The sequence below is a fragment of the Holdemania massiliensis AP2 genome (assembly GCF_000327285.1).
Lineage (GTDB): Bacteria > Bacillota_I > Bacilli_A > Erysipelotrichales > Erysipelotrichaceae > Holdemania > Holdemania massiliensis.
Map to the genome: position 1 here is coordinate 627,922 of NZ_HE998567.1, position 14,975 is coordinate 642,896.

Here is a 14,975-nt window from a genome sequence, read left to right on the forward strand (position 1 = left end):
ATTTAATTTCTTGAATATTTTGTACTCAATATAGCCAAAACTCAAATTCATACTCATTTACACTTTCTAAATAAATTATGTCTGTTTTATTGTCGAATTCTCTTATCCAATCCTAGAAAAGTATAGATTTTGATTCCCACTCTAAATGCCTTTGCATTATTCTTATATTTTCGATACACTTTAGGCAACTCAAAATACTGCTGCAACTCTTCTTCGCTAATCTGAAGCTTCTCAGCAATTTCCGAAAACAAGTTCTTCGCTTCCGCATCAGTAAGAGGTGGCGTTTTCAGAATCTGCAGAGCTTCCTCCCTAGTCATTTGTCCTGTCAAAATCAAACTGGATAACTGTGCCTTGCGAATATCAAAATCAAAACGTTTTGGTAGCCACCAGCCTTCAAGGAACTTAGTCAACATATCTTCAAAGTGTTTTTGCTTATAGGGGGTATACCCATATTCCTCCACCAGACAGTTCAACATAGACTGTTTAGTAAACGGCACATAGTTAAGAGGTTGTATCGTCTTAATACCCTTAATATAAGGTAGCCAGAATTTATGGCGGAAGCCTGTGGTATAAATGTATTTCTTTGTTTTAACTCTACCATGTTGCTTTAAAACATCTTTTATATATGTTTTATCACCAGTTGGACCGGACCCCACATACCAAGAAGATGGATTAGCTACAATTTCTGTACAAATGTTATAGCCATTCAAAATGTATTTTACGCCAAGCTTCTCTGAAAGCCGATCAATTTGCGCAATAAAAGCATGATCCTGAGGCGCATCTAATCCAGCCAGTCCTGTTTTGAAAAATGCAAGCTGCATATGTCGCATTTCGTCAAAGTCCAGCTGTTCTGCATGCAATTCAACACCCAATTTATCACAGATTTTTCGAATGTTCTGCTCTGCAACGGGCAGATTCCAGCCTGCATTGATATGAAACACATACGGTCTTAGTCCCCATTCCTTTACAGCAAGATGAAGCATATAGCTACTGTCAAGCCCTCCACTGAGTCCGATAATGCAGTCATATGTTTTACCCTTCCCTGATGCTTTGATTTCTGTCAGAAGGTGGTTTAGCTCTTTTTCATGACCATATCCATGATTCCATTCCTTCTCTATCCGATTTTCATATTCTCTGCAACGATTGCAGACGCCTTCCGAGTCAAAAAACAATTTTGTATCAGACGAATCCATCACACAGCGTGTACAAACTTGATATTTATTCATACTTTATATTCTCCTATATATCTCTATTAACAAAGTTATTTGTAATTCCTTGTCATGGTACGTTTGATAATTGCTTCGTATTGCTTTTCTACAGAATACTTTTCCGCAAAATAGGCGTAGGCTATGGCACCTAGAGTCGTACAATCACTTGCTACGGCCTGTTCTATGCAGCCAACGAACTCATTCACTTCAGTACTACAGCAAGACCAGCCAAAGCCACCTTCCACACAGATGCTGCCTACATCCGTCACATTATCTGATGCCACAATAACCGGCAGGCCTGCCTGCATATAAGACAAAAGACGTGAGGGAAAATTGGGGATTGTAAATCGGTGATCCAGGAGTATCAGACCAACATCACAGCATGCGATCATCGCATCATACTCTTCCCGTGGCATACGGTCAAACAGTTTTGCATTCTTAGGTTTCTCCACCTTTATGTATGTTTCAATGCGATGACGATCTACACCACTTCCGGCTACCACAAAATATGCATCCTGAATCTCAGTACATGCTTTGATGCACGCTATAAGGAAAGGTATATCCTGTGCCCGACCTAGGTTCCCTCCATAGACAAAAATTTTTTTCTCCGAAGGAAGTCCGTACTTTTGTCTCAATTCAGCTTTATGCGCCGCGTTAACACGCATATCTTGGATTTCTAGACAGTTTGCACTGATTTCTACCGTATTTGGAGAAACTTCTCTGTTGTGTTCAAGCAAGTAGGCACAATTTGCCGGTGACATACAGCCAATGGTGTCCGAAATTCGATATAGTTTTTTCTCCTGTAGACGATAATAGAAATGAAGGATTCCTTTTAATCCTGTCTTTCGAAGAACGCCTAAATCTACAGCATTTTGAGGAAAAATATCCTTTAACAACAGGTAAGTTCTTGCATGATCCCGCTTTTGCACATATTCCACTACAGAAGCCAAGGTGATCGGCGGAGTAGAATATAGTACTAAGTCAAACTTTATATCAGAAAAATATTTTTTAATTGCTTTTTTATATTGAAAAGGGATCAACGCTGTAGAGATACCTTTTTCAAGCAACATACTTTGACGAATATTTCCAGTTAGAATCATGAGATTTGTAATATGATCTCCACAAATGACTTCTGTCTGTAAACCATACCTCCGTTCCCGATTGGAAACTGTGTAAATGGAATGACCATACTTACGAAAACACCGTAGCAAATCTGCATAGATACCGCTACTCTCTATATCAACATTACCTAATGTCAAGAATAATACATTCATAGTAAAACCCTCACTTTTAAATATACTCGCCCGCTGTAATTCTAAATGTACTGCCCGTCATCATAGAACTCGCATCGGAGAGCATATACATAATACCTTCCACATAATCGCTACGTTCACACATTCTACCCATCGGAAGGATCTTTGCTGCTCTATCACGTAATTCTTTCTCTGTTTCACCCTGGCTGTTTCTGAGACTGACTTCACCTTCAGTTGGAGTCCACCCCAAAGTCAGATAGTTACAGCGAATCTGCTCAGTCGCATAGTTATGCGCAATGTGCTCCATAAGGATTCTTAACACACCTTTAGAACAAGCATAGGCTGCTCTATCTTTCTGACCACCCCATGCATGAGCGGAGCCGGTGAGGACAATAGATCCACCTCCATTCATCCGCATATACTTGATTGCCTGCTGACAACAAAAGAAACAGGCTTTAAAGTTGATATCCATGACGGCATCAAATGTTGTCTCATCGCAGGTATCCAGCGGAGAGACCGGAGTAACGCCTGAGTAATTGAAAAATCCATCAATTTTTCCAAATTCGTTATATGCTTCATCAAAAAGCTTTTTGCAGTCTTCCACTTTCGTCAACTCTGTGTATACAAACAATCCATCACTACCATATGTTCGCATCAGACGAATAGATGCTTTGGCAGCTTTCTCATCACGACCACCTATGACAACCTTTGCTCCACGCATGGCACATTCTTCCGCAACCGTCCTGCCTACGCCCTTTGTTCCACCAGAAATAACAATTACTTTATCACTTAATACTTTCTCCATAATTACAGCTCCAATGCTTTGTCAACATCAAAGCCCTTGAGTAACAGATCATTACCCGATTCATCGTAGACCTTTACATGATCCATATAGTATTTAAGCTTTTCAGCCAATTCAGTCTTAGTGTTACAAACTAAATACAGTCTAGTCAAAACCTGTTTTTCAGTACCAATCCACTCAGGCAGAACAGCATCGCCTTCATACAAGCGCTGAATGTTCGCCACAATGCAACGATCGTTTTCTGTTTCACTCAAGCCTTCGATCTTAGCAATTTTACCCTCTTTCAATAGGAACCAAAGGGTAGATGCCCACTTTCCACGTAGATAGGTATCATCTGCTTTTTTCAAATCAATACTGCCCTCAGAACCTGTGAGAGCAAAGCGGATCAACATTTCACGCTGGTCGAAACCATGAATCGCCTTCATCAATAAATGAGGAGCTTCACCCTGAAGACGGAAACCTGTATCATAGACATAGAACTCACTATTTTCATAAAAGCCTGAAAGCATTAGAACACCGTTACGAATACCGATATCATTAAAGAGACGAACAGCATTGTCATGCATTCGCTCAAAATACTCGTTAAGATGCTTGGAAGGATATGTACCACCAAGGCATACACGTGACAACCCTGGCTGCTCATCAGTAGTGTACCGGTCATAGATACAAGATGCGCTGCAATAGCCATCTTTAAATGTATAATACATGCCCATATCTTCACATTGCATATATTTCTCAACAATGAATCGTTTCTTATTGGATGCCGCAAGTGCCTTTTCGACAGCTGGACGTAGTTCTTCTTCGTTATATACAACAGTCATGCCCACGCCGCCACCGTTGTCAACAGGCTTGATCATAACTGGATATTGAATCTTATCAATATCCTCCTGCTTCATAGAAGCATCAAGATAATACTCTGGGATACCATGGACACCATAGCGTTCACAGGTTGCTTTGAAAACATCCTTAAACGCAAACACATCTACAATCTTCTGCGTTGCATAACAAGGAAGATCCAGTGCGTCACAGACCTTGCAGTAGGCAGGAACTAGAATATCAGCAACGCCGACCAGTACGCCATCTACCTTTTCTTCTTTGGCCAATGCAACCAGTCCCGGCACATCCATACCATCCACATCGTAGGCTTTCCACGCAACCTTTTTTGCCGCATCCGTATGTCTGCCGCTGCTCACGATGGTGAGGATACCCATGTTGTTGGCAACTTCAACCAGCGGAATGGTCTCCGGATTGCCACCTAAAATCAGTAATTTCTTTCCTTCAAACTCTCTCTTGCTTTCCATAGTCTTATTAGCCTCCATAGTTGCATCCTCCATTAAAATGTATATTGTTCACATTGAGCCATCAGCAGATACTTTTGCTTTGGTATTCTTGCCTCTATTTGATCCCTGAATTTCTGTGGGTTTCCTCCGTGAGAAGCAAATGTTCCGTAGTGACAAGGAATTGCAAGTGCAGGTCTGAGATACTCACAAACCGTCACAAATTCGTCCTCATTCAAGTTGCCATAAGCACCGTTAATTGGACCAATGACCACATCATACTGTTCACGAATTGTAGACAACAAATCCATCCGCAAGCAAGTGTCACCCATAATGTATATTTTCTTCTCATCTACCGTGATAACTAGCCCAAATGCATCCGGTGCTCCTGCTCCGTGGTCACAGAACACAATGTCCAAGTGAATATCCTCTGCATCGTAATGGTCACCCGGTTTCACATAGGTAATATGATTTTGCGACATTAAAAGTCGTTCGATCTCCTGCTTGCAGTTAACTGATGCAATCAGCTTTGTGTGCGGATTGGACATCAACACTGGAATTGCATCCATGTCAAAATGATCATAGTGAGGATGCGTAGCTATCACATAGTCAAACTGAACATCAGTTGGCATGAGCACCTTTGGTGTGAGCCTCTTAAATCCCACATGACCTTCCACTCGCTCTACGCAATCGGTTAGATACATATCAATGCCAAGTAGCGTTCCCTTTTTACTTTTAATGATGAATCCTGCCTGACATACTGAAAAAAGATGTGTTTTTCCCAGCGGTGCTAACAGAATCCGCGTTGCAAAATTCATCCCTGTTTTCCTCGTTCTTTCTTATCTATTTTTCTTCATAATGCATCCGCATGTGCAAGATAATGCTTAATTGCTTTAGCACGTATTTCTTCATTTTGTGTGATCGTTAGAATTTTTCCCTCACTTATACCAAGGCTTTTCAATCGTTCTGTTAACTGTTTACTGGTATAAGGCTCCAATGCGGCAACAACTACATAGTCAAATTCCACATTTTGAACAACCTCTAGCGGATCAACGTCCAAGCAACACCTTCTACACGCCCAGTAATCATCATCCACCCAGGCTACGACCTCACAATCTTGATTTTGAAGTTTTCCATATAACTGCTGACCAAACGTACCGGCACAGCACAACACTATTTTCTTGCCTATAAAAGTACCAGCATAAGGATACTCCACACCCTCAATTGGCAAAATACCGCCAGAGCGAACCGTAAAAATATGTAATGCATAATCATCAATCTGCTTCTTGTAGGAAGCTGGAAGGTGGTCACACAGGTATTCGTAAAGCAATTTGATGTATGATGCTTCCTGTGCAAAAGGCTTTTGCGACTTAAGCATTGAATCTTCCCGCTGTCGATAGTGGTAAGAGCAATCATCTATGACGCAAATCTTGGAACAAGATTCTAGTGCTGGATAGACACATGCTGCATCTTCACCTTGACTCAATCGCGTATCTACATTCATCTGGTGTTTATAAATTACTTCTCGTTTAAATAATTTGTTCCATACATATGTAAAGATACCTATAGTATAAAAATCACCGCACGACAGCATTGTTTCCTTCAATAATTTCAGTTCACCACCCTCATAAACACCACAGGGAATATGGTTTATTAACTTCACTTTATTCTGAAAAAAATGCCTTGTCTGTCCAGCTATCACAGCGTCTGCATTAGTTTCAAGCTGTACTTTAACAAGGTTCTCCACAAATTCTGAATCTACCCAGTCATCTCCGTCAACATTACAAATAAAACTTCCCGTCGACACTTCCAGACCTGCTTGGCGAGCAGACACTAGTCCGCCGTTCTTCTTGTTGATGAGTTTTATGCGTTCATCTTTTTTTGCATAGATATTACATATCTCTGGGCAACGATCAGGTGAACCGTCATTCACGAGTACAATTTCTATATTCTGATAGGTCTGGTTTAGCAAACTCTCTATACACAAACCAAGATAGCGTTCAATCTTGTATATAGGAACAATCACACTAATTAGTGGCGCTTCATTTTTTATATATTTCATCACGACTAACCCTCACAAATTTCTATTTTGAGATTTCTAACCTATCTTCATGTAGTTTCCTTCGCTATCTGTTTTTAGTGATTCCGGATTGGCGATCCCAATAAATTCATTTCTTGCGCCACCATCATTCGCCACAGCGCCATCACACTTCAATACCACCTTTACTGTATCAATTACGCTCTTTGCATCTACAGCAAAGCTCACATGGTCTACATACCACACGTCACCAGCAAACTGCTGTTCCCAGCTCTGTGTATTACGACCATTGACTGTTGATGGATTAGACAAACCAGGTCTAACTTCATGTCGGCGCTTTTGCTCATCTGTATATCTTTCCAGATAACGAACTGGCAGTGGACGTGGACCGATAATACTCATTTCTCCTTTTATGATATTAATTAGGCTTGGGAGTTCATCAATAGAGCTTTTTCTTAGGAAACTTCCTAGCTTTGTAATACGTTCTTCATCAGGCAAGTACACACCGTTTTCATCTCGCTTATTGTTCATAGAGCGAAATTTCAAAAGAGAAAACTCTTTATTGTTTAGTCCTATACGCTTCTGTTTAAACAGAACAGGAGCGCCGACATCTATTAGCACCAGAATAGCAACAATGAGAAGTGGAATTGTAAGCACAATCATTGCCAGCAAAGATAGAGATAGATCAAAAAGTCTTTTTATATATTTGGCATAAATTCCTTGCCTCTTCATTTCTGCACCGCTCACTTAAAACAAGCCCTGACAATCTCAATCACCTTATCCTGCTGCTCCAGTGTCATTTTGTTGTCACTTGGCAAGCATAATCCTCGATTAAAGATATCCATTCCAACATCCAATGGTTTGCCATCTTTCCCTAGCATTCCACCCTGAATATAGGCATTGGTCTTTGCCCTGCCATTTCCTTCTCTTGTAATAAATCCATTCATCCGATACATTGGCTGCATATGCATCGGCTTCCATATCGGTCTTCCTTCTGCGTTGTACTTCGCTAAAGTTTCCAGAATTTCTGTAGGACAGCTCTTTCCAGGTTCACTCACATACAATGCTTCCTTTTCTCCTCGCATTTGTTTACACATCGCTTCTGGATTGATAAGCATACAGCTTAACCAGAAGTTAGGTTCACCGTTCTTGGCATCATAGGGATTCATGGTTACAGGCAGATCCTTTAATCCTTCTTTATAACGTTTATAGATTGCTTTCTTCTGAGCAATATGATCTTCCAAATAAGGGAATTGTCCTCTTACCACTCCCGCAATGACATTACTCATCCGGTAGTTGTAACCGAGTTCCTCATGTTGATACCACGGTGCATTCTCTCTGGATTGGGTTGACCATTTTCTGACTTTATTCGCAGCTTCTAAATCATCGGTAAGCAACATGCCTCCCGATGAACCTGTGATGATCTTGTTTCCATTAAAGGAAATACAGTTATATGTTCCAAAGGTTCCTGTTTGTATCCCTTGATAGGTCGCACCCAAAGACTCCGCCGCATCTTCGATCATGATCGCTTTATGCTTCTTACAAATCGCTTTGATTTCATTCACTTTTCCTGGTGTTCCATATAAATGAGCGACGACCACAGCCCTTACTTCAGTATAGATTTCAAAAGCTTTCTCTAAAGCAACAGGATCCATATTCCATGTCTCGTATTCCGTATCAATAAAGACTGGAACTCCGCCTTCATACACAACGGGATTTACGGTCGCATCAAAGGTCAGATCACTGCAGAATACTTTTTCTCCGGGTTTAACGCCTGCCAATTTAACTGCCATATGCAACGCCGCTGTCCCTGCGGATAAAGCAACCGCATAACGACAGCCCACCTTCTCACAAGCAAGCTGTTCTACGATATTGATGTTTTCCCCCACTGTCGACATCCAATTTTTCTCATACGCTTCCTGCATGTACTTTAATTCTTCTCCATGCATCGTTGGCGAAGACAGCCATACTTTTTCCTTGAATGGTTCCATTTCTATTTGATACCCCCTGCCATTACAACTACTTTTTCCTCGTTTAATTTCTTTACTTTTCTCATCTCAATCTCATCCTGCTTCTTTTCAGGATGATAGGTTGGAATAATCTCAGAAACCAACTGTTTAATTGTTGAACTGTTTGTGTAACTGGCTTCTGATAAGATCTCGACTTGATTCATAAACTGTTTCACATCAAAAGCAATGGGCTTTGCGATATGAATCAATTGATTCGGGGTTGTTTGTAACCCTTCTTCTGCCATCAGTTTCTCTTCGTATAATTTCTCTCCGGGTCTTAATCCCGTATACTCAATCTGAATATCGATATTCGGCTTATAACCCGACAGCTTAATCAGATTTCTTGCCAACGTATCAATCTTCACAGGATCTCCCATGTCTAAGACGAAGATTTCTCCTCCCTTGGCATAGGTTCCTGCTTGTAGCACTAAGCTCACCGCTTCTGGAATCGTCATGAAGTATCGGATAATATCCGGATGCGTTACCGTCACTGGTCCGCCTTCTGCGATTTGTTTCTTGAATAATGGGATTACTGAGCCGTTACTTCCTAACACGTTTCCAAAGCGCACTGCCACAAACTCCGTTTTGATCTTATTTCCTTGAATCTCTTGAATTGGATTCCAGGTATGCGACCAAAGCTGAGGAAGAAGCTGATAGCTTCCTGTCTGACTGATTTGATTCATACTCTGAATCACCATTTCGCACAGCCGCTTACTTGCCCCCATGATATTCGTAGGATTGACTGCTTTGTCAGTGCTAATAAGGACAAACCGCTGACAGCCATTTTTTAATGCGGCATAAGCTGTCTTATATGTTCCGATAACATTGTTTTTAATGGCTTCATTCGGGCTTCCTTCCATCAATGGCACATGTTTATGCGCTGCCGCATGATAGACAATATCCGGCTTATACATCTCAAAAACACTGTCAATTCTTCGACTATCCCGAACAGAGCCTATTAAGACAACCAAATTTAATTCTGGATATTTCCGCTTCAATTCCTGTTCAATGTCATAAGCATTATTTTCATAGATTTCAAAGAGAATGAGTTGTTGAGGATGATGCCCTGCGATCTGACGACATAACTCACTGCCAATGGATCCTCCACCCCCGGTAACTAAGATCGTTTTCCCTTTCAGGTGTTCAAAGATTTCATCCATATTGACTTGAATCGGTTCTCTTCCTAACAGATCTTCCACAGCTACTTCTTTCATCTTAGAAAAAGCGACATCCCCATTGACCATCTGATAGATTCCTGGAAGCATCTTCAGCTCACAACCCGTTTCTTTACAGATATTCAGAATATCCCGTTTTGCTTTTGCTTTAGCACTCGGAATCGCCACTAGAATCTGTTGGATTTCATACTTCTCAACATTAACTAAGATATCATCTCGTCCTCCGACAATCGGAATCCCATCAATAAACCGTCCCCATTTATTCGGATTGTCATCAATGATGCATTGAACTTTGCCTACATCAAATTCCGTTCGCTGTACATCTCGCAAAATCAGGCGACCGGCATCCCCCGCTCCAATCAATAGGATGTTCTTTTCCTGTTTCTTTTTAACCATTTTCTCTCTTCGGCTTCTTTCTAACAAAACAAATCGATAGGAGAAACGAATTCCAATGGTTAAACAGAATTGGATAATCATCCCAAACAAGTAATACGACATGGGCATCGGCTGAAAGAACGTTATGATTCCTAAAACATGAAGAATTCCTGTCACTATCGTCGCGGCTGTGACTCTTAACAGTTCACTGTATCCCGCAAAACGCCATAAGCTGCGATAGAGCTTCAAACTGAAAAAGATAATTAAACAGATCATTGTATAAACAGGAACAAATTGCACCCATGCATTTAAGTAGTTCTGAGGTATTCTTGTAAAATGACAATCAAAGCGAAACCATAAGGCAAGCAGATACGCTAAGTTCACAGTAAATGCATCATAAACAATGAGGTATAAAGAGATCACATGCCAATGTTCAATCTTATGTTTTCTTTCCTGCATTTTTCTTCCCCCTTTCCCCAAATGAAAAACGACTTTTGTTAAAACCACAGAAATCGTTTCTTCTTTTTCTCTATTTCTTGGTATTCCGCGTGGATCTCTCCGTTGACTAGAAGCTTCCTTGAATTCTCTTCGGTCAATTGTTTCGCAATTCTTAGTCCAAATTCTTCTTCGAGTAAGTCATAAGCTTCCTTTAAGATTAAAGGACGGTATTCGTTATGAGCGTCACTGGCAATAAAGCTGACAAAACCATGTGCAATCATAGAAAGTAAGATCTTCTTCGTTTCTTTCTTAAATAAACTGTTCTGATTTGACTGAAGTAAATAGCCTTCCTTCAGCCATCTTAAACAGAAATTAGGATCTTCTTGTACATAGCGATATCGTTCAGGATGAGCGATGATAATTCGATACTTCAATGACAATTCATAAAGAATCTCATCATAGTCCTTTTTATAGTTTTGAAATGGAAACTCAACAAGAATAGCATTAGATTCCGCTAAGGTTAAGATGTCTCCCTTTTCCAATAATTCAGGCAAATCAGGATGAATGTAAAGCTCATTCCCTAAATGTAACTTAATTGAACCTGAATATGCCTGTTTTAGTTCATTGAATCGTTTCACTAATTCTGAAGCTCTAATTCGAAATTCACCATTCTTCATGAAATGGGGTGTCGTAATTAACTCTGTAATCCCATCTTCTTCAGCTTGTTTTAATAAAGCTAAGGATTCTTCTAAACTTTGACTTCCATCGTCCACTCCTGAAACTAAATGACTGTGAATATCAATCATTTCTTCTTGCCGCTTTTCCTAGTGAAAGAGTTCAGTAGACTCGCCTTCTTTTTCTTGCTTGTCGTTTTCTTTTGACTGTCACTGTAACGATAGCCATAGCTGTTGTAATACTTCTTTTGAACTGGCATCATCGTCATGACAATGCCAATGACGTTCACCTGTGTTTGTTCTAACTGATCCTTCACTCGCAATAATTCTTTCCGGTCATTGCGATTAGAAGCGCAGACAAGAATTGTTCCATCACAATAACTGGCCGCTACCACACCATCGGTGACTAAACCCACTGGAGGGCAATCCAACAGAATCAAATCATATTCATTTCTTCTCTCATCAATAAACTCTTTCAAAGCGTTCGACTGAATAAATTCGGAAGCAAAGGGGATCTTTGTCCCCGCTGTAATGACATCCACATGTTCATAAGGTTGTAACACAACCTCTTCAAATTCTGCTTGATGGCCTATAATATCCGAAATGCCTTTTTTATTCTTCAGCTTCAGCTTCTTATGAATCGTTGGCATTCGTAAGTCTAAGTCAATCACAAGAACTTTCTTTTGAAGCTGAGCATAAACCATCGCTAAGTTTAAGACACAAGTACTTTTCCCTTCTTGCGCCGTTGTGGATATGATATTGATTACTTTCATATCCTTGTCGAAATTGCGCATCAAGATATTCGTTCTTAAGGTACGATAAGCTTCTGATGCTGAGGATTCTGGATCCGTTAATGTAATTAATTCATCTCCTACTCTTAACATTACTCTGTCCCTCCTGCATTCATATCTGGAATCAACCCAATAATTGGATAATCAAAGATCTCTTTCAACTCTTCTTCTGTTCGAATGTTTCTATCATTCAATAAAAGATACACCACAATACAACCATCAATGACACCTCCAAGCAAAAATCCCATCAATGTATTCTTAAGATTAGATGGGCTGGATTTTTGTTCTGGAACTTTCGCAGAGTTTAATACTGTAACGTTTTCAATATTCATGATCGTGACGATCTTTCTTCTGAAAACGGAAACGATTTCATTCGCGATATTGGCTGAAAGATTGGGATCCTTTGTTTCTACTAAGATCTTAATGACTTCTGTGTCTTTGACTGAAGAGATCTTGACCATACTTAAATAAGAAGCGTGATCGATTCCTTCCTGATCTAGTTTCAGGTTTCGGATGACATCATCACTAATCGCTTCACTCTTTAGGATTTCGCTATAAGTATTGACTAATTTCTGTGATGTCTGAAGATCATTATAACTAATCTGTTGACTGTCTGGATTCGATTTCTGAACAATAATCAGCTTCGCTTCTGCGGTATACTTCTTGGGTATCAGAAACAAAGTCACTAAAGCTGCGGCAATAGAGGTCGCCAAGATGATCAAAGCGAAAGGTTTGAAATGCTTTTTCACAATTTCAAACACCCGCGAAAGATCAATTTCAATTTCGTCATTTTCGTACATTTTCTATCTCCCTTTTTTCTCTTCACTATAATAAAGAACCCAATCTTCAGGATCCTCCGAATTGATTTTGTATATTTCTTTCTAATTGAACGATATTGGAACTTGGTTGATAATTTTCATCTTCGTAGATATTCCAATGAAGTTCTTTCGCTAGATCCTCATAGTTTTTCATCATGTAGATTGGACTGAACCCGTTGTATTCAATAACTTTCTCAATGGAGTCCATCCCTTTCGATGGAATCTGGAATTGATCAATATGCTTTAAATCAAAACTTAATAAGGATGTGATATCATTCTTAATTTCGTTATTCGTTAAGTTGGTTTCCACATAAGGCAGCATTTCATCCACGATTTCCATTAATTCAAATGCATTTTTCTTAGATAACTTCTCTAAGACTTTTAGAATGACTTCGTTTTGTCTGTCCATGCGATGAAAGTCATCATCCACTTCACGAATACGGCAATAACCTAGTGCTTGTTTTCCTTTTAAATGAAAGACATCTCCATCGCGAGTGGCCCCTAAATTCATCACTTTTGTAGCTAAAAGTCCCTCTGGAAGTGTTATATCAATACCCCCGACTAAATCAACTAACGTTTCTATTGCTTCAAAACTAAAACCCACATATTGCGTAATATCCAAGTCAAAGTTATAATTCAATGTCTTCACGGCCAATTCCGGCCCGCCTCGCCAATGCGCATGATTGAGTTTATCATAATCATTATAAGGTTCTGGTATCCAGATTAACGTATCTCGTTGCAAGGATGTAATCTTAATCTTCTTGGCATCAAAGTCTAATGAAATAATCTTAGTCGCATCTGATCGTTCCATTTCATAATTCTGCCATTGTGCAGTTTCTGCGTTATCAGAGCCAAATACCGCAATATTGATAATACGGTGATTCTTAACTTGATCTAAGACTTCCTGACTGACTAAAGCATCTTCATTAGATAGTTTCTTTGAACGAATCGTTCTGTTCAATAAAGAATCAATATAAAAATTACCACCCAGCACTAGTCCTAAAATAATAGAAACTAATATAGCTATAACAACTAACAAGATCTTGGTCTTATTCCTTTGTTTCTTTCTCTTCAATTTGTCACATCCTTTGGTCTATAAAAAAAGGTAGGCTTCGCCACCTCAAGCTTTGATGAGTTTGTAAAAATAACCATGGAATCAATTTGGAAGTGCCCATGCAACTATCCAAAACGTTTCAATCACTGGGTTTAACAATTAATCCTAGATAAAGTAATATCACTTGACCACAAATCTGAAATTGAACCTGAGCGGTACGTTGATGTCGATCGATCTTTTTGATTCGATTTTCCAAGCCTTTTAAAGGCCCAGATTGAATAATCAGTCGTTTAGCATCCAAAATTCCTATTGATTGATGAATAACCTTATGCTCATCCATCAAAGAGGCAATGAAGTGTTGTTCATCGTTAGACAAATAGAAGTATTCCTTCGCTTCACGATGAATCAATTCTGTCGGATGTTGTTCCAGCCAAGTATTAAACTGATTGGCAAACTCATCTTGAGGTAAATCACTAGTTATGATTACAGTTCCTGGAAACAATAAACGATCCAAAACCGTAACATAATCCTGTTTTTTAAAATACCGTTGTTTCTTAGGCAGAAAAGCTGTAAATGGGGAACTTCTTAACAACTCAATGACTTCCTCTTCATGCCGCTTTTCTACTTCTATAAAATTCCATCTCATCCCATCGCCTCCTTTTTCAAGGAAACTACTGGTAAGATCTTCAGAGGAATCTTGAAGTCTGATTGAAGATAAACATCTGACTTTATATCTTCACGCATGATCTGTAAGCCATGTTTTATTTTTTTATGTATTATATATTTTCCAAACAATTTATTATTTTCACCCATATGAACTTGTATGAAGAACCCTTGATTTTTTTCACCTTGTTGATGATAGAAATCTACAAGAGCGACAACAATTCGTTTAACCACTCTTCCAACAACTTGTTTAAAGGAAGAAAAATCTGTTATTCTAGACTTGAGTTCAATGCTTTCACCTTTGGTCATGCTGCTCCCCCTCTCTCGATGGGAATCAGTTCATAAAAAAAGAACTGCTTCCTTCGCCCCCTGCGAAATCTCTAACAGTCGCTAACCGTCA

Annotated in this window: 15 protein-coding genes; all 15 read right to left on the reverse strand. The window is 39.6% G+C overall.

Annotated features, from left to right (window positions below):
- Positions 1-86: 86 nt before the first annotated feature.
- Complete coding sequence (locus BN162_RS02970) at positions 87-1,226, reverse strand: N-acetyl sugar amidotransferase (RefSeq protein ID WP_020223582.1); 1,140 nt, start codon at positions 1,224-1,226, stop codon at positions 87-89.
- A gap of 35 nt (positions 1,227-1,261) precedes the next feature.
- Complete coding sequence (locus BN162_RS02975) at positions 1,262-2,482, reverse strand: glycosyltransferase family 4 protein (RefSeq protein WP_020223583.1); 1,221 nt, start codon at positions 2,480-2,482, stop codon at positions 1,262-1,264.
- 16 nt (positions 2,483-2,498) lie between these two features.
- The gene (locus tag BN162_RS02980; RefSeq protein ID WP_020223584.1) at positions 2,499-3,266 is read right to left on the reverse strand and encodes an SDR family NAD(P)-dependent oxidoreductase; all 768 of its coding nucleotides are present in this window, start codon (positions 3,264-3,266) and stop codon (positions 2,499-2,501) included.
- 2 nt (positions 3,267-3,268) lie between these two features.
- Positions 3,269-4,582 carry an ATP-grasp domain-containing protein gene (locus BN162_RS02985; protein ID WP_020223585.1) on the reverse strand — a complete coding sequence of 438 codons (1,314 nt, stop codon included), beginning with the start codon at positions 4,580-4,582 and terminating at the stop codon, positions 3,269-3,271.
- A 14-nt stretch (positions 4,583-4,596) separates the two neighbouring features.
- Positions 4,597-5,358, reverse strand: coding sequence for an MBL fold metallo-hydrolase (locus BN162_RS02990; RefSeq protein WP_020223586.1), 762 nt, complete (start codon positions 5,356-5,358; stop codon positions 4,597-4,599).
- A gap of 35 nt (positions 5,359-5,393) precedes the next feature.
- Positions 5,394-6,602: a glycosyltransferase family 2 protein gene (locus BN162_RS17650; protein WP_020223587.1), complete on the reverse strand. Its 1,209-nt coding sequence runs from the start codon at positions 6,600-6,602 to the stop codon at positions 5,394-5,396.
- 36 nt (positions 6,603-6,638) lie between these two features.
- Entirely contained in the window at positions 6,639-7,310 is a 672-nt protein-coding gene (locus BN162_RS03000; RefSeq protein ID WP_020223588.1) for a sugar transferase, read from the reverse strand.
- 11 nt (positions 7,311-7,321) lie between these two features.
- Positions 7,322-8,569 (reverse strand): DegT/DnrJ/EryC1/StrS family aminotransferase, encoded by a 1,248-nt coding sequence (locus BN162_RS03005; RefSeq protein ID WP_020223589.1) that lies wholly within the window; start codon positions 8,567-8,569, stop codon positions 7,322-7,324.
- 2 nt (positions 8,570-8,571) lie between these two features.
- Positions 8,572-10,596: a nucleoside-diphosphate sugar epimerase/dehydratase gene (locus BN162_RS03010; protein WP_020223590.1), complete on the reverse strand. Its 2,025-nt coding sequence runs from the start codon at positions 10,594-10,596 to the stop codon at positions 8,572-8,574.
- Between the two features lie 38 nt (positions 10,597-10,634).
- Positions 10,635-11,381, reverse strand: a complete 747-nt coding sequence (locus BN162_RS03015; RefSeq protein WP_020223591.1) for a tyrosine-protein phosphatase — start codon at positions 11,379-11,381, stop codon at positions 10,635-10,637.
- A complete protein-coding gene (locus BN162_RS03020) occupies positions 11,378-12,133 on the reverse strand; it encodes a CpsD/CapB family tyrosine-protein kinase (RefSeq protein ID WP_020223592.1) in 756 nt (251 codons plus the stop codon). The genes BN162_RS03015 and BN162_RS03020 overlap by 4 nt, the downstream gene beginning before the upstream one ends.
- Positions 12,133-12,840, reverse strand: coding sequence for a YveK family protein (locus BN162_RS03025; RefSeq protein WP_020223593.1), 708 nt, complete (start codon positions 12,838-12,840; stop codon positions 12,133-12,135). The genes BN162_RS03020 and BN162_RS03025 overlap by 1 nt, the downstream gene beginning before the upstream one ends.
- 46 nt (positions 12,841-12,886) lie before the next feature.
- Entirely contained in the window at positions 12,887-13,933 is a 1,047-nt protein-coding gene (locus BN162_RS03030; protein ID WP_020223594.1) for an LCP family protein, read from the reverse strand.
- A 118-nt stretch (positions 13,934-14,051) separates the two neighbouring features.
- On the reverse strand, positions 14,052-14,558 hold the full coding sequence (locus tag BN162_RS03035; protein ID WP_020223595.1) for a transcription termination/antitermination NusG family protein: 507 nt from the start codon (positions 14,556-14,558) through the stop codon (positions 14,052-14,054).
- Complete coding sequence (locus BN162_RS03040; RefSeq protein WP_020223596.1) at positions 14,555-14,884, reverse strand: hypothetical protein; 330 nt, start codon at positions 14,882-14,884, stop codon at positions 14,555-14,557. The genes BN162_RS03035 and BN162_RS03040 overlap by 4 nt, the downstream gene beginning before the upstream one ends.
- Positions 14,885-14,975: the final 91 nt, after the last annotated feature.

What these genes read in the sequence shown, in the direction of transcription:
- BN162_RS02985 (WP_020223585.1), bottom strand. Translation starts at nt 4,582, where the DNA reads ATGGAGGCTAATAAGACTATGGAAAGCAAGAGAGAGTTTGAAGGAAAG.
- BN162_RS03040 (WP_020223596.1), bottom strand. Translation starts at nt 14,884, where the DNA reads ATGACCAAAGGTGAAAGCATTGAACTCAAGTCTAGAATAACAGATTTT.
- BN162_RS03020 (WP_020223592.1), bottom strand. Translation starts at nt 12,133, where the DNA reads ATGTTAAGAGTAGGAGATGAATTAATTACATTAACGGATCCAGAATCC.
- BN162_RS03000 (WP_020223588.1), bottom strand. Translation starts at nt 7,310, where the DNA reads ATGAAGAGGCAAGGAATTTATGCCAAATATATAAAAAGACTTTTTGAT.
- BN162_RS03025 (WP_020223593.1), bottom strand. Translation starts at nt 12,840, where the DNA reads ATGTACGAAAATGACGAAATTGAAATTGATCTTTCGCGGGTGTTTGAA.
- BN162_RS17650 (WP_020223587.1), bottom strand. Translation starts at nt 6,602, where the DNA reads ATGAAATATATAAAAAATGAAGCGCCACTAATTAGTGTGATTGTTCCT.
- BN162_RS03015 (WP_020223591.1), bottom strand. Translation starts at nt 11,381, where the DNA reads ATGATTGATATTCACAGTCATTTAGTTTCAGGAGTGGACGATGGAAGT.
- BN162_RS02990 (WP_020223586.1), bottom strand. Translation starts at nt 5,358, where the DNA reads ATGAATTTTGCAACGCGGATTCTGTTAGCACCGCTGGGAAAAACACAT.
- BN162_RS02975 (WP_020223583.1), bottom strand. Translation starts at nt 2,482, where the DNA reads ATGAATGTATTATTCTTGACATTAGGTAATGTTGATATAGAGAGTAGC.
- BN162_RS03005 (WP_020223589.1), bottom strand. Translation starts at nt 8,569, where the DNA reads ATGGAACCATTCAAGGAAAAAGTATGGCTGTCTTCGCCAACGATGCAT.
- BN162_RS02970 (WP_020223582.1), bottom strand. Translation starts at nt 1,226, where the DNA reads ATGAATAAATATCAAGTTTGTACACGCTGTGTGATGGATTCGTCTGAT.
- BN162_RS03010 (WP_020223590.1), bottom strand. Translation starts at nt 10,596, where the DNA reads ATGCAGGAAAGAAAACATAAGATTGAACATTGGCATGTGATCTCTTTA.
- BN162_RS03035 (WP_020223595.1), bottom strand. Translation starts at nt 14,558, where the DNA reads ATGAGATGGAATTTTATAGAAGTAGAAAAGCGGCATGAAGAGGAAGTC.
- BN162_RS02980 (WP_020223584.1), bottom strand. Translation starts at nt 3,266, where the DNA reads ATGGAGAAAGTATTAAGTGATAAAGTAATTGTTATTTCTGGTGGAACA.